Origin of the sequence: Rhodococcus aetherivorans (assembly GCF_011058165.1) — a bacterium.
Lineage (GTDB): Bacteria > Actinomycetota > Actinomycetes > Mycobacteriales > Mycobacteriaceae > Rhodococcus > Rhodococcus aetherivorans.
In genome coordinates this window covers 18,637-41,142 of sequence record NZ_JAALEG010000058.1, presented here as the reverse complement: position 1 = coordinate 41,142, position 22,506 = coordinate 18,637, and the positions used below count along the sequence as shown (strand labels likewise).

Here is a 22,506-nt window from a genome sequence, read left to right as displayed (position 1 = left end):
GGTGGTGGCGCGGATCGGGGCGGCGCTCGAGGCGTCGGTGCCGGTGCGTACGGTGTTCGAGGCGTCGACGGTGGCGGGGTTGGCGGCGCGGCTCGAGTCGCATGCCGGGTCGGGGGCGCGGGCGGCGTTGGTGGCGCGGGAGCGGCCGGAGCGGGTGCCGTTGTCGTTGGCGCAGTCGCGGATGTGGTTCCTCAACCGGTTCGACCCTGCGTCTGCGGCATACAACATCCCGATGGCGATCCGCCTCACCGGCGAACTCGACGTGACCGCGTTGGGTGACGCGCTCGATGACGTCGTCGCCCGGCACGAGGTGCTGCGCACCGTCTACCCCGAGCTCGACGGGGTCGGCGTGCAGAAGATCTGCACCCCGGAGCAGGGTCGCCTCGACCTCACGTACGACACGGTCACTGAGGACGAGATACACAACCGCGTCGCGGAATTGGTCTCCACCGGGTTCGACGTCACGGACCGCGTGCCCGTCCGCGCGGCGCTGCTGCGGCTCACCGACACCGAGCACGTGCTCGTGGTCGTGGTGCACCACATCGCCGCGGACGGGTTCTCGATGGGTCCGCTGACCCGCGACGTGATGGTGGCGTATGCGGCGCGCAGCCGCGGCGAGGCGCCGGCGTGGGCGCCGCTGCCGGTGCAGTACGCCGACTACACCCTGTGGCAGCGTGAGGTGCTCGGCGACGAGACCGACCCCGACTCGCTGCTCGCGCAGCAGTTGCGGTACTGGAAGTCGCAGCTGGCGGGCGTCCCCGAGGAACTGGATCTGCCGACCGACCGGCCACGGCCGCCGGTCGCGTCGAACCGGGGCGCGACGTTCCGGACCGAGCTGCCGTCCGCGACGCAGGAAGCGATCGCGGAACTCGCCGCCCGCCGGCAGGTCACGCCGTTCATGGTGGTGCACGCCGCGCTGGCGGTCCTACTGGGCAAGCTCTCCGGCAGCGACGACATCGTGATCGGGACGCCCGTCGCCGGACGCGGCGAGGCCGAACTCGACGACCTGGTCGGCATGTTCGTCAACACCCTGGTGCTGCGCACGCCGGTCGTCGCCGACGAGTCGTTCACCGAGCTGCTGTCCCGGGTCAGAGAGGCGGACCTCGCCGCGTTCGGCCATGCCGAGGTGCCGTTCGAGCGGCTCGTTGAGGAACTCGACATCGAGCGGTCCACGGCCCGGAACCCGCTGTTCCAGGTGGCCCTGGTGTTCCAGAACACCCCCCGGACGAGCTTCGAACTCGGCGACCTGCGCGTCGCCGGGCTCGACCCCGAAGACTCGGTCTCTCGCTTCGACCTGCAGTTCACGGTGGTCGAAAAGGTCGGTCCGCAGGGCGGTGCGGCAGGCCTCGACGTCGCGCTGACCTACGCGACCGACCTGTTCGACGAGAGCACCGTGGCCTCCTTCGCGCAGCGGTTGGTCCGCGTGGTCGACTCGGTGACCGCCGAGCCGAGCGTCGCGATCGGCGACGTCGACGTCCTCGGTGCGGACGAGCGCGCCGCGCTCCTCGCGGTTCCCGTCCTTGGTACGACCGCCCCACGCGGACCGGCGTGGACCTCGACCCTGCCCAACCTGCTCGCCGAGGCCGTCGCCAAGAACCCGAACGGCGTGGCCGTGCGGTGCGAGGGGCGGGAGTTGACCTACTGCGAACTGGACGAACGGTCCTCGCGGCTCGCTCGGGTCCTGCTCGACCGCGGGGTCGGCGCCTCGGATCTCGTCGCGATCGCGATTCCCCGCTCGATCGAGTCCGTGCTCGCCGTGTGGGCTGTGACGAAGACCGGCGCTGGCTACGTGCCCGTCGATGTGAACTACCCGGCCGATCGCGTGACCCACATGATCACCGACTCGGGTGCGGTGCTCGGTCTCACCCTGGCCGCGCACGTGCAGTCGTTGCCGGCCGCGGTCGACTGGTGGGTGCTCGACGAAGCGGACGTAGAGGCGCGCTGCGCCGAGGTGTCTGGCGCCCCGGTGACGTATGCGGACCTGCCCGCACCGATTCGGTCCGCGCAAGTCGCCTACGTGATCTACACATCGGGGTCCACGGGCCTGCCGAAGGGTGTTGCCGTCACGCACGCCGGCCTGCACAACTTCTGCGTCGAGCAGTACGAGCGGTACAGCCCGACGCTGCTGTCTCGGGTGCTGCACGTCGCCTCGCCCAGCTTCGACGCCTCGGTGCTCGAACTGCTGCTGGCGATCGCGGCGGGCTCGACGATGGTGATCGCACCGGCCTCGGTCTTCGGTGGGGCCGAGCTCGCGGAGCTGATATGCCGGGAGTCGGTCACGCACGCATTCATCACCCCGACTGTGCTCGCGTCGATGGACCCGGCGAATCTCGGGTCGCTGCAGCATCTCGTGGCGGGTGGCGAGGCCGTGCCGTCGGAGATCGTGGAACGGTGGGCGCCGGGCCGATCCCTCTACAACGGGTACGGTCCGACCGAGACCACGATCATGACGAACATCTCCGATTCCATGGCCGTGGGTGATCCGGTGACGATCGGTGCCCCCATCCGAGGCGTGCGGGAACTGGTGCTTGACAACCGATTGCGGCCCGTTCCCGTCGGCGTCGCCGGCGAACTGTACATCTCCGGCGTGCAGCTGGCGCGTGGTTATCATGAGCGGCGCGCCTTGACGTCGGCGCGGTTCGTCGCCAATCCGTACGGGGTGCCGGGAGAGCGGATGTACCGCACCGGCGACGTAGTGGCGTGGACCGCGGCCGGAGAAATCTCCTACGTGGGACGCAGCGACTTCCAGGTCAAGGTGCGCGGGCTGCGGATCGAACTCGGCGAGATCGACGCCGCGACGGCCGAGCATCCGTCGGTGGCTTTCGCAACCACGACGGCTCATCGGCGGGACGGCGCGGCCGGTGCGCAGCTGGTCGCCTACGTGCTGCCTGCCGAGGGCGCGGAGGTCGATGCGGCGGAGCTGAAGGAGTTCGTGGCGCGCGTCCTGCCGTCGCACATGGTGCCGTCGGCCTTCGTTGTGCTCGACGAGATCCCGTTGACCCCGGTGGGCAAGCTGGACCGGCGGGCGCTTCCGGAACCGGTGTTCGAGGCTCGACGGTTCCGCGTGCCGACGACCCCGATCGAACTCGCCGTCGCGGGCGTGTTCGCCGAGGTGCTAGGAGCCGAGCGAGTCGGACTCGACGACGACTTCTTCGAGCTCGGCGGTCATTCCCTGCTCGTGGTGAAGGTGGTCAACCGGCTGCGCGAACTCGTCGGTGTCGACGTGGGCGTGCAGGAGTTGTTCGACCACTCCCGGGTGGAGGATCTGGCTCGCCACCTCGACCCGGCCCGGCAGGATGTCGCGGTGGCCGGCTTCGCCGAGCACGCGCAGCTGCCCGCCGACATCACCGCAGACGGAGCGGGACCGGTGCGCACGAAGCCGGAGCGGATCCTGCTGACCGGTGCGACGGGATTCCTCGGCTCGTTCCTCGTACGAGAACTGCTCGATCGGACCGACGCGCAGATCTGGTGCCTCGTCCGGGCGGACTCCGCCGCGCACGGTCTCGAGCGGATCGAGTCCGCCATGCAGCGGTTCGGTTCGTCGCGTGACGGCGACGGCGACCGGATCGTGGCCGTCCCCGGGGATCTCGCGGAGGACCGGCTCGGACTTACAGCGGAGCAGTTCTCCGACCTCGCCGAACGCATCGATGTGATCGTGCACAACGGTGCACGCGTCAACCACATCGAAACGTACGGTCGGCTGCACCGTCCGAACGTGCTGGCGACCGAGGAACTGTTGCGGCTCGCCGCGACGGACCACCTCAAGCCGCTGCACTTCGTCTCCACCGGCTCCGTGGTTACCGACGAGGCCGCGATCGCGGCGGGCATACCGCGTGTCGCCACCGAGGACGAGTGCCTCGAGCCCGAACGGGTGGGTGGTTCGGGGTACGTGCAGTCCAAATGGGTCGGTGAGGCGATCGTGCGGATCGCCAGCAGCCGCGGCATCCCCGTCTCCGTCTACCGTCCGGGTCTCATCACCGGCGACGTGGTCACGGGCGCATGCGGCACCGACGACGCGTTCTGGAACATGGTGCGCGCGATCGTCGCGCTGAGAATGATCCCGGACGCCGCCGACGGCACCGTGTCGATGGTTCCCGTCAACTATGTCGCCCGGGCGCTGGTGCGGATCGCTCTCGATCCCGGCACGTGGGGCGGCACCTTCCATCTGGTGTCGCCGTACCGGACGGCCATGGCCGAGCTCGCGGAGCAGTTGCGGAGCCACGGATTCGAGCTGCGGCCGGTGACGGTGATGGAGTTCGGAACGGCCCTGTTCGCGACGGCGGAGTCGCTGTCGGCCTGCGGTGACGACAGCCTGATGCGGGCGATGCTGGTGTCCGGTCAGTTCGCGACGGGCCTGGCCGAAACCGAGACCTTCGCCGATGGTCGTGCGCGCGCGGTGCTCGACGGCACGGGCATCGACTGCCCGCGGGTAGACGCCGAGATTTTGCGGCGATACGTCGACTACTACAGCCGCATCGGTTTCTTCCGCGCCATCGACGACGCCGTCGTGGTCGACGACGTGCCCGCCGATGCGAGGACCGACCCGAGGTAGGGCAGCGGCGATCGGTGCACGCGCAGCAGCCGGCCGGCGGGTGACGATCCCGGCCGGCCGGCCGCTGCGCGGTAGGGGTGCCCTGTGCGGGTTTGGAAGTCGCTCAGCCCTGCAGCGCGCGGTCCAGAACCGGCCACGAATTCACGAGGTCCTCCTGCCAGTAGCCCCACGAATGCGTGCCCGTCTGGCGGAAGTTGACCGTCGCCGGGATCTGCAGCTCGCCCAGCCGGCGTGCCAGATTGTGGGTGCAGCCGTTGACGGCTGCTTCGATGACGCCGCCTACGACGATCTGATTGGCGAGCACGCCCGGGTCGCCGCCGACCCGCGGGTTGGCGAGTGTGTCGTACGGGCCGGGGATGCCGGATCCCGTCGAGAGGTACAGTTCGAGGCCGCGCAGCTTCTCGGCATTCACATAGGGATCGTTCTGCACCCAGGCCGGGTCGTCCGGCGGGCCCCACATGTTCACCGTGTCGCCGCCGCCCCACGTCTCCACCGTCAGCTCGACGAATTGCCGGCCCGCTGGATCACTGGTCTGCGCGCAGCCGCTGTAGGCTGCGACACCGCGGTAGAGGCCCGGCGCGGCGATCGGGAGCTGCAGCACCGAGGTTCCCGACGAGGACACGCCCGCGATCGCATTGACACCGCTGGCGCCCAATCCGGCGTCGATCAGCGGAGGCAGCTCCTTCGTGAGGAACGTCGTCCACTTGTTGACTCCGAGCACCGGGTCGGGGGCGCGCCAGTCGGTGTAGTAGCTCCACTTGCCAGCCATCGGGGTCACCACGTTGACGTTCTTGTCCGACAGGAATTCGACCGTGTCGGTCTGCCCGCGCCACGTTGCGCCGTCCTCACCACCGCCGGCGCCGTTGAGCAGGTACAGCGTCGGCCGCGGCACGCTCGTGTCGCTGGGGCGCAGCACGTCGAGCGGGATCTCCCGGTCCATCGAGCCGGAGTAGACGTACATGATCACCGAGCGAGCGTCGCGCACCTCGATCCGGGTGATCTTCGATCCGTTGGCCGATTCCACCGATGCGATCGGCCGGCCCTGGGCGACGACAGGGTCGGCGCCGGCGATCGGCGAGCCGAGGAGCGACACGAGCAGGGCCGCGCAGACCGGAACGACGAATCGCAGTACGAGTGCCTGCGCGCGTGGCGGCGAACCGGACTCGGCTCGGGTCTTCGATCGAAGCATGGGTCGGGAACCGCCTCTCCGTCGTATTCGATGCCTCCGAGCGGATTTTCCGGTCGGGACTCTTCCGTGTCGCTGGTACACCGGGCCGCCGGCCCGACGGACCGACGGTATCGTCGTATCCGGAAGAAATCGCGCCGATCGCCGCCTTCGTTTCACTGCTGTTGCCGCGGCGCCACCGACCGGACCGAGCATCCGCTCTATACGGGTGCATGCTGTATTCTCCTTGCGGCGCACTCGATGCGGATGACGGTGCGCTGTCGCACCCGCTCGGCCCACGGTCCTTGCGGCCACACACAGAGGAGATCTCCCATGCGTCGTACACTCGCCGCCCTGCTCGGCACGACCACGGCCGCCGCCATTGCTCTCGGCGCGGCAGGTGCCGCCCAGGCCGCCCCGATCATCGATCCGAACGCGCCGGTCGTCAGCGACATCCTGCCCGGGTTGACCACCCTCACGCCGGAGGAGCTCGCGGATCTCGTCACTCCTCCGAACTGCCCTCCCGGCAAGCTGTTCGTCCTGAACGGCGGCCAATGCTTCGCAATCGCCTGACGACGATCGACCGGAAACGACGTTCGATGGGACCCCGATGGGGTCCCATCGAGCTGTATGGGGACCGTTGCGGCACCGGTACGCGTGCAACGGCGGAACACGGAAGGTGGTAAGCGAGGGTATGCGTCGAATGAGCAAGCGTGTGGGGGTCGGCGTCGCGAGGTCTCTAGCGGTCGCGCTGACGGCGGCGACGGTGCCGCTGGCCGCCGGATGGTCAACGGCCGCGGCGGACCCCGTCCTCGACTCCGGTCGCGTGCTCGCGTCCGTCGCTGCGCCGAACGGCTCGAAGATCACCAAGGCCGAGGTCTACGACGAGGACTCGATCATCATCTGGGTGTACTCGGCGTCGATGGACCGGGAGATCCCGGTGGACGTGTGGCGGCCCGCCGACACCAGCGAGCCACGTCCCACGCTGTATCTGCTCAACGGTGCGGGCGGTGGCGAGGACGGGGGCACGTGGCGCCTGCAGACGGACGCCATTTCCTTCCTGACCGCCAAGAACATCAACGTGGTCTCTCCGCTGGCAGGCCGATTCAGCTACTACACCGACTGGAAAAACCCTGACCCGGTGCTCGGCAACAACAAGTGGACGACCTTCATCTCGGAGGAACTCCCGCCGATCATGGACGCCGCGCTCGGCGCCAACGGTGTCAACGCGATCGCCGGTCTGTCCTCGTCCGGCACATCGGTTTTCTCCCTGGCGACCGCAAAGCCCGGCCTGTTCCGCGGCATCGCCGCATACAGCGGGTGCGCGCAGACCAGCGACCCGATCGGGCAGCAGTTCGTGCGGCTGACCGTGGAAACCTGGGGTGGCGGGAAGACGGTCAACATGTGGGGACCGCCGGATGACCCGGCCTGGGCTGCGAACGACCCCTACCTGCATGCCGAGAGGCTACGGGGCTTCGAACTGTACGTCTCCAATGGCAACGGCTTGCCGGGTCGGTACGACAACGGTGACGGCCCGGCGATGAACGGCGACGCGGGCAACGTCGCGAACCAGGTCGTCGTCGGCGGGGTCATCGAGGCAGCCACCAACTACTGCACTCAAAATCTGCGCGATCGCCTTGAGGAGTTGGGGATTCCGGCGACCTTCAACTTCCGCGACAGCGGGACGCACTCGTGGGGGTACTGGGAGGACGAGCTGAAGGCGTCCTGGCCGGTTCTCGCCCGAGCGTTGCAGGTCGAGCAGGGCTGACCGGTTCCGGCCGGCGTGAGAGCGCCGGGTGGGGCCGGTATCCGGCCACTGTGGGCCCTCCCGTCCCGGAGGGCCCACAGTCGTCTCTGCCGGAGGCGCTCAGCAACGCCACACCAGACGGCGGGGCTTTAGGCGGTCGATTGTGGTGTACAGCTTGTAGCGCCATCCCGGCACGCTGACCGCCCAGCCCTTCTGGGCGTCTTGTAGACCGGTGCGCGCCACCTCGTCGGGATCGGACCACAGGGCGCCGGGTACACCCGAGGCGTCCTGGCCCGCGCGTGAGTGGAACTCGGTCTTCATATATCCCGGGCACAGAGCCTGCACGTGCACGCCGCTGCCCGTGAGCTGATGCGCCAGGCCCTCCGAGAACTTCACCACCCAGGCCTTGCCGGCCCCGTAGGCCGACTCGGGCCCGGACAGCAGCCCGGAGACGCTCGCGACGTTGATGATCGTGCCCCGGCCCGCGGCGCGCATCGGCGGCAGCGCGGCGTGGGTCAGTTCCATGACCGCCGTCACGTTGACCGCGAGTTGCGCCTGCAGCAGCTCGGGTTCCGTGTCCCAGAACACACCAGGCGTGGCGAATCCCGCGTTGTTCACCAGGACGTCGATGCCGCGCGCGAGCCGCGCGGCGACCATCATGCGTCCCTTCCCCGTGGCGAGATCGGCGACGATGAGCTCGGTCCCGGCGCCGTGCTCCGTTTCGAGCTCGGTGGCCAGGGCGCGGAGGCGGTCCTCGTCCCGCGCGACGAGCACGAGATCGTGTCCCTGGCTCGCGAGGAGCCGCGCGAAGGAGGTGCCGAGACCCGAGGTCGGGCCGGTGACGAGCGCTACCGGCCGGTCGGAACTGCGTGGTGGGTGTGCGGCTGCATCTGTCATGGCAGCCACGCTAGTGGACCGGTGTCAGCCGGTCGCCGCGGCCCGGCGATATCCGCGGATCGCCGGGTACAGGAAGATCGCGATCAGGCCGAGCGACCATGCCGTGGTCTGCAGGAGCGGCTCGAGCACCGGACCGCCAAGCGAGAGGCCCCGCATGGCGTCGACAGCGCACGACATCGGTTGATACTGCACGATTGGCTGCAGCCACGTCGGGTAGGCAAAGACCGGGACGAATCCGGAGTTGAAGAACATCAGCAGGGTGCACAGGATGGATACCAGTTCGACGAGTGGGGCGTCCCCGGAGATCGTCGCCAGGGCCGTGACCATCACCGCGAAGCCCATCCCGAACAGCACGGGCACCAGCATCATCGCCACGGCCGCCGGCAGCCCCTGGTTGAACCGGAAGCCGAGCAGCATCCCGACCGCGACGATGAGGACCGTGGTGGCGAACACGCGAACGGCCTCGGCGAGCATCCGGCCCACCAAGCCCGACGCCCGGTGCACGGGCAGGGTCCAGAACCTGCTCAGCAGCCCGCTCTTCCGTTCCAGTTTCAATCCGACGGCGCTGACGACCGACCCGAACATCGCGCCGACCAGCGCGATGAGCGGCACATTGCCGTAGATCGCGGGCTGGCCTGTTGCGGCAGACACCGAGTCGCCGAGCACGAGGCGGAACATCACCAACGTCAGCGCCGGATACAGCAGTGCCTGGATCATGGTGGCGGGGTCGCGGGACCACCGGAGCAGTAGCCGCTTGCACTGGACGAAACTGTGCTCCAGCAGCGCGCGAGCCGAACTCTCCGACCGCGCCGCGTTGGGGGAGGGAAAGTCGAACATGTGGCCCGCGTCGAACCGAGATCGGGGAACCGACTGCTCCGGTTGCTTCTTCACTGGCGCCTCATACTCGCCCAGAAGGCCAGCGGGCCGAACACCGCGAGCAGCCCGAGGCACCAGGCCGCAGCGGGAAACAACACGGACGCCGTGACGCCGCCCTCCGCCATGTCGCGCATCGCGAAGGAGAACTGGGAGATCGGTTGGTTACGCACGAACGGCCTGATCCACTCGGGGAACCCGTCCTCGGGGACGAAGCCGCACGAGAGCATACCCAGGATCAACTGCGGCAAGGTCAATGCCTGCGCCGTCGCCTCGGGGCTCTTCGACAGCGAGCCGATCGCGTCGGCCCCGAGCGACAGGGTGATGCTGATGAGCATCGCGAAGGAACAGAACAACGCGGCCTGCCAGAACCCCGCGCTGAAGCGGAAGCCGATGACGTGGCCGAACAGCAGGGCCGCCGTCAGCGACACCGCCGACCGCACCACTCCGCTCGACATGCGCGCCAGCAGGGGCACGGCGTCGACCACCGGCATCGTCTTGAGCCGGGTGCTGAACCCGTTTGCGTTCTCCATCGCCGACAACTGCGACGCCGAGATCGCTGTGAATGCCATCGCCTGCATCACGATGATCGGCATGAGGAACTGCGCGTAGTCCACCCCGCGGAGCTGCATTACGAATTTCAGCGGCAGATAGAAGCCGACCGTGAAGATTAACGGCGCGAGGATCGCGACGAGGATCTCGCCATAGCGGATCATCGTCCACACGGTGCGGCCGGTGAGCGCGAGCCACTGCTGCAATCCCGAGGGGTTCGCGCGGCGGTGCGCGCCCACCCGCTTGGCGGGCACCGAGATGGTACCGCCTTGCTGCACCCGGTTCTGCGCGACGAGACTCTTCGCGGTGACGGTCACGAGGGCGGCTCCTTCCGTTCCGAGCTCGTTCCGTCCGACGCAGGCGAGGCCGCATGTCCGGTGATGCTGAGGAAGACGTCGTCGAGGGAGGGGCGGCGCAGACCGATGTCCGCGAGCGGGATACGCGATCCGTCGAGCCGCCGCAGCGCTTCGGCAAGGGTCGCGGGCCCGTACGGCGCCGGGATCGCGACGCGGTCGGTCCCGGGGTGCTGCGCGATCTCGGCGCGCACCTCCTGGGGAACGAGGTTGCCGAGCGCGTGCACAATCCACGGCACCGCCCGCGGGTCGTCCGGTACGATCTCGCAGAAGCTTCCGCCGGTGCGCGCCTTGAGTTCGTCCGCGGTGCCCTCCGCGACCACCGTGCCCTTGTCGATGACGATGATGTTGTCGCTGAGCAGGTCCGCTTCCTCGAGGTACTGGGTGGTGAGCAGCACGGTGATGCCTTCGTTCTTCAGCGCGGCGACCAACGACCACACGCCCTGACGGCTGCGCGGGTCGAGGCCGGTCGTCGGCTCGTCGAGGAACACCACTTCCGGGCGGACCACCAGTCCGCACGCGATGTCCACCCGCCGGCGCATACCACCGGAGTAGTGGCGGACAGCCCGTTTCCCCGCCTCGACGAGGTCGAACTCGCGGAGGAGATCGTCGGCTCGTTGCCGGGCGGCCGCGATGTCCAGCCCCATCAGGCGGCCGAACAGCACGAGGTTCTCGCGACCGGTCAGCGTCTCGTCGAGCGCGGCGTACTGTCCGGTCATCATGATCGCACGGCGTACTTCCGGGGCGTTGCGTACCACGTCGTAGCCGGCGATCATCGCTCGACCCTGGGTCGGGCGCAGCAGGGTGGACAGGACCTTCACGGTGGTGGTCTTGCCGGCGCCGTTGGGGCCCAGCACGCCGAGAACAGTGCCCTTCGCCGCAGAGAAGGTGACTCCGCGAAGGGCGTGGACGTCGCCGAAGGACTTGTGCACATCCTCCACAAGTACTGCTTCGTCCTGGAATCTCAGCATCGCTCTCCGCCGTCGAAGTCGGGTCCGGAGGGGAGGCCGCTCTTCTGCTGTCGACGTGTTCGGTCGGTCGACAGGTAATCCCCTCGCATCCGCCAGATGTTACCGGCTCGGCATTCGCCCGGTCGGGATCGTGGCGGTCGTCGCAGTGTGGACAGCATGTGCGCACCGGGCGGTGCGGTCGGCCCGTGGCCGGTTCGAGCCGCACGCCGACGGCAGTTCGGCGGCTTGGTCAGTCCCAGATCCCTACCTCGTCTAGGTGCCGCACCAACCGCTCGGCACCGTCGGCGAAATGCTCGCTGGTCACCGCGCCGGCGACCGCCGCGTCGCGCCGCGACAAGGCGTCGATCAGCCGCGCGTGGGTCTGCACCGCCGTGGTGCCCCAGTCCGGATCGGACGAATAAAAGGTGACCGGTGTGTAGCGCGTGGCGTTGAGCAGGAACCACGCGAGCTTGCGGGCGTCGGCGAGGCGGTTGACGGCGCGGTGGAAAGCGAACTCGAGATCCTCGATGCGGGCACCGTCGCAGCTCTCTACCGCATCGGCGAGGCGGGTGTTGAGTTCGGTGAGTTCGACGATGTCCTGGGGAGTAACCGTCCGGGTGGCCCGTACGACAAGTTCTTCGGCGATGCGGCCCTGCAGCCAGAACAGGTCGTTGATGTCGTGCCGGCTGAGCGGAGCCACCACGTACCCTCGGTGCGGCACGAGTTCGACGAGGCCCTCTCCGCGGAGCGTCAGCAGTGCCTCGCGCACGGGAGTAACGCTCACCCCGAGTTCGGCCGCGGTCTCGTCGAGCCGGATGAAGTCGCCGGGACGCGCGCTGCCGGACATGATGAGGTTGCGTACGTGCACGGCCACGTCGTCGGACAGCTGGGGCCGTCGGCGCATGGGCGTCGAATCCGCGGAGCGGAACCGTGCGGAAGTGGTCATTTCTGCTCCTTCAGGTCGTGTGTTTCCCGTGGCGGACTCGCGATGAGGCATTATCGCGCACTTTCGGCTTCCGGTTCGAAACCCGCGGGGATGCGGCCGGCTGTTCGGCTGCGCCGGTCGGACCTGGAGTTGAGAATCGTGATTCGCTCCTGCATACTGGTCAGGTTGCCTTGACCGGGTCACGGTTTTCCGCGGCTCGGAACGAGATCGAGTGACAGTCGCGGATCGAGCCTGACGGCCTGGTCGCGGCCACATGCAAGACGGAAGCAGTACCTCCCTGTACCCGTACGGGTGCATCCGGCAGGTCGATCCGTGGTGTCGAGCGTTGGTTCGACGCCGCGGAGCGAGCAGTAGGGCGACACGCCCGACCGCGTGTGCCGGAGAACAATGACAGATGAACAGCGGCATGCGGATCGGGTGCGCCCGGTCACGAAGTGTGAAGAGTGCTGTTCGCCGTCGCCGTTCGGGTGGAACTGTGCAGACGAGGTGGTTCCCGACTCGTTCGGGTACTACGAAACGCGGCAAGAAAAGGACACTAAGCGTGGCGGGACAAAAGATCCGCATCAGGCTCAAGGCCTATGACCATGAGGCGATCGACGCATCTGCGCGCAAGATCGTCGAGACGGTGACCCGCACGGGCGCCCGCGTGGTCGGCCCGGTGCCGTTGCCCACCGAAAAGAACGTGTACTGCGTCATCCGCTCGCCGCACAAGTACAAGGACTCGCGCGAGCACTTCGAGATGCGGACTCACAAGCGGCTGATCGACATCCTCGACCCGACGCCCAAGACCGTCGACGCGCTCATGCGCATCGACCTCCCGGCGAGCGTCGACGTCAACATTCAGTGACTTTCGAGACCAGCGAGCTTGTAGAAGACGCAGCGGAGACAACACATGACTAACCAGATCAAGGGAATCCTGGGCACCAAGCTCGGCATGACCCAGGTCTTCGACGAGAACAACCGGGTCGTTCCGGTCACCGTCGTCAAGGCCGGACCGAACGTGGTCACCCAGATCCGCACCGAGGAGCGCGACGGCTACAGCGCCGTGCAGCTCGCCTACGGTGCGATCGACCCGCGCAAGGTCACCAAGCCGGTCGCCGGCCAGTTCGCCAAGGCGGGTGTCACCCCTCGCCGCCACATCGTCGAGCTTCGCGTCGACGACACCGAGGGCTTCGAGATCGGCCAGGAACTGACCGCCGAGGTCTTCGAGGACGGCGCATTCGTCGACGTCACCGGCACCTCCAAGGGCAAGGGCTTCGCCGGCACCATGAAGCGCCACGGCTTCGCCGGCCAGGGCGCCTCGCACGGTGCGCAGGCTGTGCACCGTCGTCCGGGCTCCATCGGTGGCTGCGCCACCCCGGGCCGCGTGTTCAAGGGAACCCGCATGTCCGGGCGCATGGGTAGCGACCGCATCACGACGCAGAACCTCTCGGTCCACAAGGTGGACGCCGAGAACGGCCTGCTGCTGATCAAGGGTGCGATCCCGGGCCGCAAGGGCGGCGTCGTGATCGTCAAGACCGCAGTGAAGGGTGGTGCACGGGCATGACCAGCACCGAGACCGCAACCAAGCTGACGCTCGACGTCAAGGCCCCCGGCGGCCAGACCAACGGCACCGTCGATCTCCCCGCCGAGATCTTCGACGCCCCCGCGAACATCGCGCTGCTCCACCAGGTGGTTGTCGCGCAGCTCGCCGCGGCTCGCCAGGGCACGCACGCCACCAAGACCCGCGGCGAGGTCCGCGGCGGTGGCCGGAAGCCGTACCGCCAGAAGGGCACCGGCCGCGCCCGCCAGGGTTCGACCCGCGCGCCGCAGTTCGCCGGCGGTGGCACCGTGCACGGCCCGCAGCCGCGCGACTACAGCCAGCGCACCCCCAAGAAGATGAAGGCCGCCGCCCTCCGCGGTGCCCTCTCCGACCGGGCCCGCAACGAGCGCATCCACGTGATCACCGAGCTCGTGGCCGGACAGACGCCGTCGACCAAGGGCGCGCGCACCTTCCTCGCGGAGCTGACCGATCGCAGGAACCTGCTCCTCGTCGTCGGCCGTGAGGATCTCGCGGCGTGGAAGAGCGTGCAGAACCTGCAGAACGTGCACGCGATCGCTCCGGACCAGCTGAACACCTACGACGTGCTCTACAGCGACGACGTCGTGTTCAGCGTCGAGGCGCTCGACACGTTCATCCACGGGCCGGCCGAGTCCGCCCAGGCAGAGAAGGAGGAGAGCAAGTGAGCACGATCGCGGATCCGCGCGACATCCTGCTGGCTCCGGTCATCTCCGAGAAGTCCTACGGGCTGATGGAGGAAGGCACCTACACCTTCCTGGTGCACCCGGACTCGAACAAGACGCAGATCAAGATTGCCGTCGAGAAGGTCTTCGGCGTCAAGGTGACCAGCGTCAACACCGCCAACCGTCAGGGCAAGCGCAAGCGGACCCGGTTCGGTTACGGCAAGCGCAAGGACACCAAGCGCGCGCTCGTGACCCTGTCGGCCGACAGCAAGCCCATCGAGATCTTCGGAGGGCCGGTCGCGTAGGCGGCCGGGTCTCGAGAGATAGAGGACGAGAAGACTCATGGCAATTCGTAAGTACAAGCCGACAACCCCGGGTCGGCGCGGCGCGAGTGTCTCGGACTTCGCCGAGATCACCCGCTCGACGCCCGAGAAGTCGCTGGTTCGCCCGCTGCACGGCCGCGGTGGTCGCAACGCGCACGGCCGCATCACCACCCGTCACAAGGGTGGCGGACACAAGCGTGCCTACCGCCTGATCGACTTCCGCCGCAACGACAAGGACGGCATCCCGGCCAAGGTCGCTCACATCGAGTACGACCCCAACCGCACCGCCCGCATCGCGCTGCTGCACTACGTGGACGGCGAGAAGCGCTACATCATCGCCCCCAAGGGCCTGGTGCAGGGCGCCCCGGTCGAGTCCGGCCCGCAGGCCGACATCAAGCCCGGCAACAACCTGCCGCTGCGCAACATCCCGACCGGTACCACCATCCACGCGGTGGAACTGCGTCCGGGCGGCGGCGCCAAGATGGCCCGCTCCGCCGGCGCCAGCATCCAGCTGCTCGGTAAGGAAGGCACCTACGCCACCCTGCGTATGCCCTCCGGTGAGATCCGTCGCGTCGACGTGCGCTGCCGCGCCACCGTCGGCGAGGTCGGCAACGCCGAGCAGTCGAACATCAACTGGGGCAAGGCCGGCCGCATGCGCTGGAAGGGCAAGCGCCCGACCGTCCGTGGTGTGGTCATGAACCCGGTCGACCACCCGCACGGCGGTGGTGAGGGCAAGACCTCGGGTGGTCGCCACCCGGTCAGCCCGTGGGGCAAGCCCGAGGGCCGCACCCGCAAGAACAAGGCGTCCGACAAGCTCATCGTCCGTCGTCGCCGTACCGGCAAGAAGCGCTAGTCAAGGAGGGAGTTAGAGAATGCCACGCAGCCTCAAGAAGGGCCCGTTCGTCGACGACCACCTCCTGGCGAAGGTCGATACGCAGAACGAAAAGGGCACCAAGCAGGTCATCAAGACCTGGTCGCGCCGTTCCACCATTCTGCCCGACTTCATCGGTCACACGTTCGCCGTCCACGACGGTCGCAAGCACGTGCCGGTGTTCGTCTCGGAGTCGATGGTCGGCCACAAGCTCGGCGAGTTCGCGCCGACCCGTACGTTCAAGGGCCACATCAAGGACGACCGGAAGAGCAAGCGCCGATGAGCAACGCGAAGAGCTCGGCACAGCTGAGCACCGAAACACCCGCAAACAGCGCTCGGGCTGTTGCGCGCCACGTGCGCGTGACCCCGATGAAGGCGCGCCGCGTCGTCGACATCGTCCGGGGCAAGTCCGTGGACGAGGCTCTGTCGATCCTGAAGTTCGCACCGCAGGCCGCGGCCGAGCCGGTCGCCAAGGTGATCGCGAGCGCCGCCGCGAACGCGCAGAACAACCTCGACCTCGACCCGAGCACGCTTGTCGTCGCGACGGCGTACGTCGACGAGGGCGCGACCCTCAAGCGGTTCCAGCCGCGCGCCCAGGGCCGTGCATTCCGCATCCGCAAGCGGACGAGCCACATCACCGTGATCGTCGAGAGCAAGGCGCCTGCGTCTGCTGGAAACCGTAACCGCCGGAAGGGAGCTCAGTAGTGGGCCAGAAGATCAACCCGCACGGCTTCCGTCTGGGCATCACCACCGACTGGAAGTCGCGCTGGTACGCCGACAAGCAGTACGCGGAGTACGTGAAGGAAGACGTCGCGATCCGCAAGTTCCTGGCCACCGGCCTCGAGCGTGCCGGCATCGCCAAGGTCGAGATCGAGCGCACCCGCGACCGTGTGCGTGTGGACATCCACACCGCGCGTCCGGGCATCGTCATCGGCCGCCGCGGCGCCGAGGCCGATCGCATCCGCGCCGAGCTCGAGAAGCTGACCGGCAAGCAGGTTCAGCTGAACATCCTCGAGGTCAAGAACGCCGAGTCCGAGGCTCAGCTGGTGGCGCAGGGCGTCGCCGAGCAGCTCTCGAACCGCGTCGCGTTCCGTCGCGCCATGCGCAAGGCCATCCAGTCGGCCATGCGCCAGCCCAACGTCAAGGGCATCCGGGTGCAGTGCTCGGGCCGCCTCGGCGGCGCCGAGATGTCCCGCTCGGAGTTCTACCGCGAGGGCCGGGTCCCGCTGCACACGCTGCGCGCGGACATCGACTACGGCCTGTACGAGGCGAAGACCACCTTCGGCCGCATCGGCGTGAAGGTCTGGATCTACAAGGGCGACATCGTCGGTGGCCGTCGTGAGCTGGCCGCTGCGGCCGCCGCCCCGGCCGACCGCCCCCGTCGCGAGCGTCCGAGCCGTCCCCGTCGCTCCGGTGCCTCGGGCACCACCGCGACGAGCACCGACGCCGGCCGCGCCGCCTCCGCCGATGCACCCGCTCCGACCGAGAATCAGGAGGGCTGACGCATGTTGATCCCACGGCGGGTCAAGCACCGCAAGCAGCACCACCCGAGCCGCTCGGGTGCCGCCAAGGGTGGGACCCAGGTGACCTTCGGTGACTACGGCATCCAGGCTCTCGAGCCGGCCTACATCACCAACCGGCAGATCGAGTCCGCTCGTATCGCCATGACCCGGCACATCAAGCGTGGCGGCAAGATCTGGATCAACATCTTCCCGGATCGCCCCCTCACCAAGAAGCCGGCCGAGACCCGCATGGGTTCCGGTAAGGGCTCGCCCGAGTGGTGGGTCGCGAACGTCAAGCCCGGACGGGTGATGTTCGAGATGAGCTACCCGAACGAGGAGATTGCCCGCGAGGCCCTTCGGCGCGCGATGCACAAGCTCCCGTGCAAGTGCAGGATCGTGACGAGGGAGGAGCAGTTCTGATGGCTACCGGAACCCCCGCCACAGAGCTCCGCGAGCTGACCGAGGAAGAGCTGGTCACCAAGCTCCGCGAAGCGAAGGAAGAGCTGTTCAACCTTCGTTTCCAGATGGCCACCGGCCAGCTGGACAACAACCGCCGGCTGCGCGTCGTGCGCAACGAGATCGCTCGCATCTACACGGTGCTGCGTGAGCGCGAGCTCGGCCTGGCCTCCGGCCCGGATGCGGGTGACGCGGCATGAGTGAGGAAAAGGCAGTGACCCAGAAGGAAGAGCGCGCCAGCCGCAAGGTCCGCATCGGCTACGTCGTCTCCGACAAGATGGAGAAGACGATCGTGGTCGAGCTCGAGGACCGGGTGAAGCACCCGCTGTACGGCAAGATCATCCGCCGTACGACCAAGGTGAAGGCGCACGACGAGAACGGCGTGGCCGGCATCGGCGACCGCGTGCAGCTGATGGAGACCCGTCCGCTGTCCGCGACCAAGCGGTGGCGTCTGGTCGAGGTGCTCGAGAAGGCCAAGTAAGGCCTCCTCCACCCCCCGCCGCGGGGGTGACGAAGGGACCCAGTACGATGGTGGGGTTGTCTCGAGCGGCCTGCTTCAGGCAGCGCCGGGACAGCCCCACCTTCGTGGGTACGGACCGTGCACGTCGGGTCGGAAATCCGCCGTGCAGACAGAAAAGGGTGCGCGCACCCGGATCTGTCGAATTCAGCCAGGTCAAGGAGAAGTAAGTGATCCAGCAGGAGTCGCGACTGCGCGTCGCCGACAACACGGGTGCCAAGGAGATTCTCTGCATCCGCGTTCTCGGTGGCTCGTCCCGTCGCTACGCCGGTATCGGTGACATCATCGTCGCCACCGTGAAGGACGCGATCCCCGGTGGCAACGTCAAGCGTGGTGACGTCGTCAAGGCTGTCGTCGTGCGCACCTCCAAGGAGCGCCGCCGGCCGGACGGCTCGTACATCAAGTTCGACGAGAACGCCGCCGTCATCATCAAGGGTGACAACGACCCGCGCGGCACCCGCATCTTCGGCCCCGTCGGCCGTGAGCTGCGCGACAAGCGGTTCATGAAGATCGTCTCGCTCGCTCCGGAGGTGCTGTGATGAAGGTGCACAAGGGCGACACCGTGCTCGTCATCTCGGGCAAGGACAAGGGTGCCAAGGGCAAGGTCATCGCGGCCTACCCGAAGGAGAACCGGGTCCTCGTCGAGGGCGTGAACCGGATCAAGAAGCACACGGCGGTCTCGGCCAACGAGCGCGGCGCCTCCTCCGGGGGCATCGTGACGCAGGAGGCCCCGATCCACGTTTCCAACGTCGCTGTCATCGACTCGGACGGCAACCCCACCCGGGTGGGCTACCGGACCGACGAGGAAACCGGCAAGCGCGTTCGGATTTCCCGGAAGAACGGGAAGGACATCTGACATGACCACCACCGAGAACAAGACCGCACCGCGTCTGAAGACCCGGTACCGCGAGGAGATCCGCGACGCGCTGAACGCGGAGTTCGACTACGCGAACGTCATGCAGATCCCCGGCGTCGTGAAGGTCGTCGTCAACATGGGTGTCGGTGACGCCGCCCGCGATGCGAAGCTGATCAACGGCGCCGTCGCCGACCTGGCCCTGATCACCGGCCAGAAGCCGGAGATCCGCAAGGCCCGCAAGTCGATCGCGCAGTTCAAGCTCCGTGAGGGCATGCCGATCGGTGCGCGCGTCACGCTGCGCGGCGACCGCATGTGGGAGTTCCTGGACCGCCTGGTCTCCATCGCGCTGCCCCGTATCCGGGACTTCCGTGGCCTCAACGGCAACCAGTTCGACGGCAACGGCAACTACACGTTCGGCCTGAACGAGCAGTCGATGTTCCACGAGATCGACGTGGACAAGATCGATCGTCCGCGCGGCATGGACATCACCGTCGTCACGACCGCCACCAACAACGAAGAAGGCCGTGCCCTGCTGAAGCACCTCGGCTTCCCGTTCAAGGAGAACTGAGCCCATGGCTAAGAAGGCACTGGTCAACAAGGCCAACAAGAAGCCGAAGTTCGCGGTGCGCGCCTACACCCGCTGCCAGCGTTGCGGGCGCCCTCACGCGGTGTTCCGCAAGTTCGGCCTCTGCCGCGTCTGCCTCCGTGAGATGGCACACCGCGGTGAGCTTCCCGGAGTTCACAAGAGCTCCTGGTGACGTGAACGGTGGGTGACCGCAGGGTCGCCCACCGTCACTACTGTCAGGGGCCGGTCGCATCCGCGTCCGGTCCGCATGAAACCAAGTTCGTCGTAGGCCCACGGCCGGCGCACCGGTGATTCGTCACCACTGCCGGTGTTGCATGGGAACCGCAACGAGAAAGGTGAACAGGTCAGCCATGACCATGACCGACCCCATCGCAGACTTCTTGACGCGTCTGCGCAACGCCAACACGGCGTACCACGACGAGGTGAAGCTTCCCCACTCGAAGATCAAGGCGAACATCGCCGAGATCCTCAAGCGTGAGGGCTACATCGCCGACTTCCGCACCGAGGATGCCGAGGTGGGCAAGACCCTCGTCGTCGACCTCAAGTACGGCCCTTCCCGTGAGCGCAGCCTCGCCGGTGTGCGCCGCGTGTCGAAGCCCGGCCTGCGCGTGTACGCGAAATCCACCAACCTGCCCAAGGTCCTGGGCGGCCTCGGCGTGGCGATCATCTCCACGTCCTCCGGCCTGCTCACCGATCGCCAGGCGGCCAAGCAGGGAGTGGGCGGGGAAGTCCTCGCCTACGTCTGGTAAGGGAGGCCACCACAATGTCGCGTATTGGAAAGCTTCCGGTCACCGTCCCCTCGGGTGTCGAGGTGACCATCGACGGCCAGGACGTCGCAGTGAAGGGCCCCAAGGGCAACCTCTCGCTGACCATCGCCGAGCCGATCACCATCGCCAAGGGTGAGGACGGCGCGCTCAACGTGAGCCGTCCGAACGACGAGCGCCGCAGCCGTGCGCTGCACGGCCTGTCGCGCACCCTCGTGCAGAACCTCATCGACGGTGTCACCCAGGGGTACACCACGAAGATGGAGATCCACGGCGTCGGTTACCGCGTCGCGCTCAAGGGCAAGGACCTCGAGTTCTCGCTCGGCTACAGCCACCCGGTCCCGATCGAGGCCCCCGAGGGCATCACGTTCGCGGTCGAGTCGCCGACGAAGTTCTCGATCTCGGGCATCGACAAGCAGAAGGTCGGCCAGATCGCGGCCAACATCCGCCGGCTGCGCAAGTCCGACCCGTACAAGGGCAAGGGCATCCGCTACGAGGGCGAGCAGGTGCGCCGCAAGGTCGGAAAGACGGGTAAGTGATCATGAGCCAGACCGAGAACCAGAAGGCCAAGCGGATTCCGCTCGGCAAGGACGCGTCCACCCGGCGTCGGCTGTCGAAGCAGCGTCGGCACTTCCGTCTGCGCAAGAAGGTCGCCGGCACCGCCGAGCGTCCCCGTCTCGTCGTGAACCGGTCCTCGCGCCACATCCACGCCCAGCTGGTGGACGACCTGACGGGCACCACCCTGGCGGCGGCCTCGACCGTCGAGCCGGACGTGCGTGCGGTCGAGGGCGACAAGAAGGCGCGCGGCGCCAAGGTCGGTCAGCTGCTCGCCGAGCGTGCCAAGGCTGCCGGCGTGGAGGCCGTGGTCTTCGACCGCGGCGGCCACACCTACAGCGGCCGGATCGCGGCCCTCGCAGACGCGGCTCGCGAAAGCGGGTTGAAGTTCTGATGACCATCTCTTCGAACGGAAGGAACGCCTGATGCCGGGACGTCAGCGGCGTGACGGCGGCAACGGCCCCGCCGGACAGAATGGCCCCAACACCGGGGACCAGCGTGGTGGTCGCGACCGCCGCGATCGTGACTCGCGTGGCGGCGGTGCCGCCGAGAAGTCGAACTACATCGAGCGTGTCGTCTCGATCAACCGTGTGTCGAAGGTCGTCAAGGGCGGCCGTCGCTTCAGCTTCACCGCGCTGGTGATCGTGGGCGACGGCAACGGCCTGGTCGGCGTCGGCTACGGCAAGGCCAAGGAAGTTCCCGCGGCCATCCAGAAGGGTGTCGAGGAAGCGCGCAAGGGCTTCTTCCGCGTCCCGCTCATCGGCTCCACCGTCACCCACCCGGTGCAGGGTGAGGCCGCGGCGGGTGTCGTCATGCTGCGTCCGGCCTCGCCGGGTACCGGTGTGATCGCCGGTGGCGCGGTGCGTGCCGTGCTCGAATGCGCGGGCATCCACGACATCCTGTCGAAGTCGCTCGGTAGCGACAACGCCATCAACGTCGTGCACGCCACCGTGGCCGCCCTCAAGCAGCTGCAGCGCCCCGAGGAAGTCGCGGCTCGCCGCGGTCTGCCCCTCGAGGACGTCGCACCTGCGGGCATGCTGCGCGCCCGGGCACAGGCTGCTGGGAGCGTGAAGTAATGGCAGAGCTGAAGATCACGCAGGTCAAGAGCACCATCGGCGCCAAGTCGAACCAGCGCGACAGCCTGCGCACCCTCGGTCTGCGGAAGATCCGCCAGTCCGTGGTCCGCGAGGACAACGCGCAGAACCGCGGCTTGATCAACGTGGTGCGTCACCTCGTCGTTGTCGAGGAAGTCACTGCTGAGGAGGCCTCCAAGTGACCATCAAGCTGCACCACCTGCGCCCGGCCCCGGGCGCGAAGACGGACAAGACCCGCGTCGGCCGCGGTGAGGGTTCGAAGGGCAAGACCGCCGGTCGCGGTACGAAGGGCACCAAGGCGCGCAAGAACGTCTCGGCGGCCTTCGAGGGTGGCCAGATGCCGCTGCACATGCGGCTGCCGAAGCTCAAGGGCTTCAAGAACGCCTTCCGCACCGAATACCAGGTCGTCAATGTCGGCGACATCGCCCGCCTGTTCCCCGAGGGTGGCCAGGTCGGCGTCGACGAGCTCGTCGCCAAGGGCGCGGTTCGCAAGAACCAGCTCGTGAAGGTCCTCGGCGAGGGCGAGCTCACGGTTGCCGTGCAGGTGACCGCGAACAAGTTCTCCGGTTCCGCCAAGGAGAAGATCGCCGCTGCCGGCGGCACCGCGACCGAACTGGCCTGACCGGTTCGCTCGTGCGTGACGCACAGCTCGAGAACGGCCGCACTGCAGCACGTCCCGCAGTGCGGCCGTTCGGCGTTCGCACCCCACCGCATGCCGCGCGGC

Annotated in this window: 30 protein-coding genes; 24 read left to right on the top strand and 6 right to left on the bottom strand. The window is 67.8% G+C overall.

Annotated features, from left to right (window positions below; genetic code table 11):
* Positions 1–4,552, top strand: a 4,552-nt coding sequence (locus tag G6039_RS20505) for a non-ribosomal peptide synthetase family protein (protein WP_164528101.1), incomplete at its 5' end; no start/stop codon positions are given.
* A gap of 103 nt (positions 4,553–4,655) precedes the next feature.
* Here G6039_RS20505 and G6039_RS20500 read toward each other — a convergent pair.
* Positions 4,656–5,741, bottom strand: coding sequence for an alpha/beta hydrolase (locus G6039_RS20500; protein WP_080688654.1), 1,086 nt, complete (start codon positions 5,739–5,741; stop codon positions 4,656–4,658).
* Between the two features lie 309 nt (positions 5,742–6,050).
* Here G6039_RS20500 and G6039_RS20495 point away from each other — a divergent pair, with 309 nt between their 5' ends.
* Positions 6,051–6,290 carry a hypothetical protein gene (locus tag G6039_RS20495; protein ID WP_029544924.1) on the top strand — a complete coding sequence of 80 codons (240 nt, stop codon included), beginning with the start codon at positions 6,051–6,053 and terminating at the stop codon, positions 6,288–6,290.
* Positions 6,291–6,420: 130 nt separating this feature from the next.
* Positions 6,421–7,485, top strand: coding sequence for an alpha/beta hydrolase (locus tag G6039_RS20490; protein WP_037201032.1), 1,065 nt, complete (start codon positions 6,421–6,423; stop codon positions 7,483–7,485).
* A gap of 99 nt (positions 7,486–7,584) precedes the next feature.
* Here G6039_RS20490 and G6039_RS20485 read toward each other — a convergent pair whose 3' ends face one another.
* The 5 genes from G6039_RS20485 to G6039_RS20465 form a co-directional block, all read right to left on the bottom strand.
* Complete coding sequence (locus tag G6039_RS20485) at positions 7,585–8,361, bottom strand: SDR family NAD(P)-dependent oxidoreductase (protein ID WP_029544920.1); 777 nt, start codon at positions 8,359–8,361, stop codon at positions 7,585–7,587.
* A 24-nt stretch (positions 8,362–8,385) separates the two neighbouring features.
* The gene (locus G6039_RS20480; RefSeq protein ID WP_152103936.1) at positions 8,386–9,198 is read right to left on the bottom strand and encodes an ABC transporter permease; all 813 of its coding nucleotides are present in this window, start codon (positions 9,196–9,198) and stop codon (positions 8,386–8,388) included.
* A gap of 50 nt (positions 9,199–9,248) precedes the next feature.
* A complete protein-coding gene (locus G6039_RS20475) occupies positions 9,249–10,103 on the bottom strand; it encodes an ABC transporter permease (RefSeq protein ID WP_029544916.1) in 855 nt (284 codons plus the stop codon).
* Positions 10,100–11,110, bottom strand: coding sequence for a daunorubicin resistance protein DrrA family ABC transporter ATP-binding protein (locus G6039_RS20470; RefSeq protein WP_029544914.1), 1,011 nt, complete (start codon positions 11,108–11,110; stop codon positions 10,100–10,102). The genes G6039_RS20475 and G6039_RS20470 overlap by 4 nt, the downstream gene beginning before the upstream one ends.
* Positions 11,111–11,339: 229 nt before the next feature.
* Positions 11,340–12,035, bottom strand: coding sequence for a GntR family transcriptional regulator (locus tag G6039_RS20465; protein ID WP_029544912.1), 696 nt, complete (start codon positions 12,033–12,035; stop codon positions 11,340–11,342).
* 541 nt (positions 12,036–12,576) lie between these two features.
* On the opposite strand from G6039_RS20465, the gene rpsJ reads away from it, so the two are divergent.
* From rpsJ to rplO, 21 genes are all read left to right on the top strand, one after another.
* A complete protein-coding gene (rpsJ, locus tag G6039_RS20460) occupies positions 12,577–12,882 on the top strand; it encodes a 30S ribosomal protein S10 (protein ID WP_003938093.1) in 306 nt (101 codons plus the stop codon).
* Between the two features lie 45 nt (positions 12,883–12,927).
* Positions 12,928–13,581, top strand: coding sequence for a 50S ribosomal protein L3 (gene rplC / locus G6039_RS20455; protein ID WP_006947147.1), 654 nt, complete (start codon positions 12,928–12,930; stop codon positions 13,579–13,581).
* Positions 13,578–14,261 (top strand): 50S ribosomal protein L4, encoded by a 684-nt coding sequence (gene rplD / locus G6039_RS20450; RefSeq protein WP_006947148.1) that lies wholly within the window; start codon positions 13,578–13,580, stop codon positions 14,259–14,261. The genes rplC and rplD overlap by 4 nt, the downstream gene beginning before the upstream one ends.
* Complete coding sequence (rplW, locus tag G6039_RS20445; RefSeq protein WP_003938090.1) at positions 14,258–14,563, top strand: 50S ribosomal protein L23; 306 nt, start codon at positions 14,258–14,260, stop codon at positions 14,561–14,563. Before rplD ends, rplW begins: the two co-directional genes overlap by 4 nt.
* A gap of 37 nt (positions 14,564–14,600) precedes the next feature.
* Positions 14,601–15,434 (top strand): 50S ribosomal protein L2, encoded by an 834-nt coding sequence (gene rplB / locus G6039_RS20440; RefSeq protein WP_003938089.1) that lies wholly within the window; start codon positions 14,601–14,603, stop codon positions 15,432–15,434.
* A gap of 19 nt (positions 15,435–15,453) precedes the next feature.
* Positions 15,454–15,735: a 30S ribosomal protein S19 gene (rpsS, locus tag G6039_RS20435; RefSeq protein ID WP_003938088.1), complete on the top strand. Its 282-nt coding sequence runs from the start codon at positions 15,454–15,456 to the stop codon at positions 15,733–15,735.
* Positions 15,732–16,157, top strand: a complete 426-nt coding sequence (gene rplV, locus G6039_RS20430) for a 50S ribosomal protein L22 (protein WP_037201025.1) — start codon at positions 15,732–15,734, stop codon at positions 16,155–16,157. Before rpsS ends, rplV begins: the two co-directional genes overlap by 4 nt.
* Positions 16,157–16,954, top strand: a complete 798-nt coding sequence (rpsC, locus tag G6039_RS20425) for a 30S ribosomal protein S3 (RefSeq protein WP_003938086.1) — start codon at positions 16,157–16,159, stop codon at positions 16,952–16,954. Before rplV ends, rpsC begins: the two co-directional genes overlap by 1 nt.
* Before the next feature lie 3 nt (positions 16,955–16,957).
* Entirely contained in the window at positions 16,958–17,374 is a 417-nt protein-coding gene (rplP, locus tag G6039_RS20420) for a 50S ribosomal protein L16 (protein ID WP_006947154.1), read from the top strand.
* Entirely contained in the window at positions 17,374–17,610 is a 237-nt protein-coding gene (rpmC, locus tag G6039_RS20415; protein WP_003938084.1) for a 50S ribosomal protein L29, read from the top strand. The genes rplP and rpmC overlap by 1 nt, the downstream gene beginning before the upstream one ends.
* Positions 17,607–17,891: a 30S ribosomal protein S17 gene (gene rpsQ, locus G6039_RS20410; protein ID WP_026137932.1), complete on the top strand. Its 285-nt coding sequence runs from the start codon at positions 17,607–17,609 to the stop codon at positions 17,889–17,891. The genes rpmC and rpsQ overlap by 4 nt, the downstream gene beginning before the upstream one ends.
* A gap of 206 nt (positions 17,892–18,097) precedes the next feature.
* On the top strand, positions 18,098–18,466 hold the full coding sequence (gene rplN / locus G6039_RS20405; RefSeq protein WP_006947156.1) for a 50S ribosomal protein L14: 369 nt from the start codon (positions 18,098–18,100) through the stop codon (positions 18,464–18,466).
* Positions 18,466–18,783, top strand: a complete 318-nt coding sequence (gene rplX / locus G6039_RS20400) for a 50S ribosomal protein L24 (RefSeq protein ID WP_006947157.1) — start codon at positions 18,466–18,468, stop codon at positions 18,781–18,783. Before rplN ends, rplX begins: the two co-directional genes overlap by 1 nt.
* Before the next feature lies 1 nt (position 18,784).
* A complete protein-coding gene (gene rplE, locus G6039_RS20395) occupies positions 18,785–19,351 on the top strand; it encodes a 50S ribosomal protein L5 (protein ID WP_006947158.1) in 567 nt (188 codons plus the stop codon).
* A gap of 4 nt (positions 19,352–19,355) precedes the next feature.
* Positions 19,356–19,541 (top strand): type Z 30S ribosomal protein S14, encoded by a 186-nt coding sequence (locus G6039_RS20390; RefSeq protein ID WP_006947159.1) that lies wholly within the window; start codon positions 19,356–19,358, stop codon positions 19,539–19,541.
* Positions 19,542–19,719: 178 nt separating this feature from the next.
* Positions 19,720–20,118 (top strand): 30S ribosomal protein S8, encoded by a 399-nt coding sequence (gene rpsH, locus G6039_RS20385; protein WP_017681442.1) that lies wholly within the window; start codon positions 19,720–19,722, stop codon positions 20,116–20,118.
* Positions 20,119–20,132: 14 nt separating this feature from the next.
* The gene (gene rplF / locus G6039_RS20380) at positions 20,133–20,672 is read left to right on the top strand and encodes a 50S ribosomal protein L6 (protein WP_006947161.1); all 540 of its coding nucleotides are present in this window, start codon (positions 20,133–20,135) and stop codon (positions 20,670–20,672) included.
* Positions 20,673–20,674: 2 nt separating this feature from the next.
* A complete protein-coding gene (gene rplR / locus G6039_RS20375; protein ID WP_029544906.1) occupies positions 20,675–21,082 on the top strand; it encodes a 50S ribosomal protein L18 in 408 nt (135 codons plus the stop codon).
* A 31-nt stretch (positions 21,083–21,113) separates the two neighbouring features.
* Entirely contained in the window at positions 21,114–21,764 is a 651-nt protein-coding gene (gene rpsE, locus G6039_RS20370) for a 30S ribosomal protein S5 (protein ID WP_006947163.1), read from the top strand.
* The gene (gene rpmD / locus G6039_RS20365; protein WP_006947165.1) at positions 21,764–21,964 is read left to right on the top strand and encodes a 50S ribosomal protein L30; all 201 of its coding nucleotides are present in this window, start codon (positions 21,764–21,766) and stop codon (positions 21,962–21,964) included. Before rpsE ends, rpmD begins: the two co-directional genes overlap by 1 nt.
* A complete protein-coding gene (rplO, locus tag G6039_RS20360; RefSeq protein WP_006947166.1) occupies positions 21,961–22,404 on the top strand; it encodes a 50S ribosomal protein L15 in 444 nt (147 codons plus the stop codon). Before rpmD ends, rplO begins: the two co-directional genes overlap by 4 nt.
* Positions 22,405–22,506: the final 102 nt, after the last annotated feature.

Bases quoted from the DNA above. Each gene is read 5' to 3' on its own strand.
- G6039_RS20500 (WP_080688654.1), bottom strand. From the start codon at position 5,741: ATGCTTCGATCGAAGACCCGAGCCGAGTCCGGTTCGCCGCCACGCGCG.
- G6039_RS20495 (WP_029544924.1), top strand. From the start codon at position 6,051: ATGCGTCGTACACTCGCCGCCCTGCTCGGCACGACCACGGCCGCCGCC.
- G6039_RS20490 (WP_037201032.1), top strand. From the start codon at position 6,421: ATGAGCAAGCGTGTGGGGGTCGGCGTCGCGAGGTCTCTAGCGGTCGCG.
- G6039_RS20485 (WP_029544920.1), bottom strand. From the start codon at position 8,361: ATGACAGATGCAGCCGCACACCCACCACGCAGTTCCGACCGGCCGGTA.
- G6039_RS20480 (WP_152103936.1), bottom strand. From the start codon at position 9,198: ATGTTCGACTTTCCCTCCCCCAACGCGGCGCGGTCGGAGAGTTCGGCT.
- G6039_RS20470 (WP_029544914.1), bottom strand. From the start codon at position 11,110: ATGCTGAGATTCCAGGACGAAGCAGTACTTGTGGAGGATGTGCACAAG.
- G6039_RS20465 (WP_029544912.1), bottom strand. From the start codon at position 12,035: ATGACCACTTCCGCACGGTTCCGCTCCGCGGATTCGACGCCCATGCGC.
- rplC (WP_006947147.1), top strand. From the start codon at position 12,928: ATGACTAACCAGATCAAGGGAATCCTGGGCACCAAGCTCGGCATGACC.
- rplD (WP_006947148.1), top strand. From the start codon at position 13,578: ATGACCAGCACCGAGACCGCAACCAAGCTGACGCTCGACGTCAAGGCC.
- rplB (WP_003938089.1), top strand. From the start codon at position 14,601: ATGGCAATTCGTAAGTACAAGCCGACAACCCCGGGTCGGCGCGGCGCG.
- rpsS (WP_003938088.1), top strand. From the start codon at position 15,454: ATGCCACGCAGCCTCAAGAAGGGCCCGTTCGTCGACGACCACCTCCTG.
- rplV (WP_037201025.1), top strand. From the start codon at position 15,732: ATGAGCAACGCGAAGAGCTCGGCACAGCTGAGCACCGAAACACCCGCA.
- rplP (WP_006947154.1), top strand. From the start codon at position 16,958: ATGTTGATCCCACGGCGGGTCAAGCACCGCAAGCAGCACCACCCGAGC.
- rpmC (WP_003938084.1), top strand. From the start codon at position 17,374: ATGGCTACCGGAACCCCCGCCACAGAGCTCCGCGAGCTGACCGAGGAA.
- rpsQ (WP_026137932.1), top strand. From the start codon at position 17,607: ATGAGTGAGGAAAAGGCAGTGACCCAGAAGGAAGAGCGCGCCAGCCGC.
- rplX (WP_006947157.1), top strand. From the start codon at position 18,466: ATGAAGGTGCACAAGGGCGACACCGTGCTCGTCATCTCGGGCAAGGAC.
- rplE (WP_006947158.1), top strand. From the start codon at position 18,785: ATGACCACCACCGAGAACAAGACCGCACCGCGTCTGAAGACCCGGTAC.
- G6039_RS20390 (WP_006947159.1), top strand. From the start codon at position 19,356: ATGGCTAAGAAGGCACTGGTCAACAAGGCCAACAAGAAGCCGAAGTTC.
- rpsH (WP_017681442.1), top strand. From the start codon at position 19,720: ATGACCATGACCGACCCCATCGCAGACTTCTTGACGCGTCTGCGCAAC.
- rplF (WP_006947161.1), top strand. From the start codon at position 20,133: ATGTCGCGTATTGGAAAGCTTCCGGTCACCGTCCCCTCGGGTGTCGAG.
- rplR (WP_029544906.1), top strand. From the start codon at position 20,675: ATGAGCCAGACCGAGAACCAGAAGGCCAAGCGGATTCCGCTCGGCAAG.
- rpsE (WP_006947163.1), top strand. From the start codon at position 21,114: ATGCCGGGACGTCAGCGGCGTGACGGCGGCAACGGCCCCGCCGGACAG.
- rpmD (WP_006947165.1), top strand. From the start codon at position 21,764: ATGGCAGAGCTGAAGATCACGCAGGTCAAGAGCACCATCGGCGCCAAG.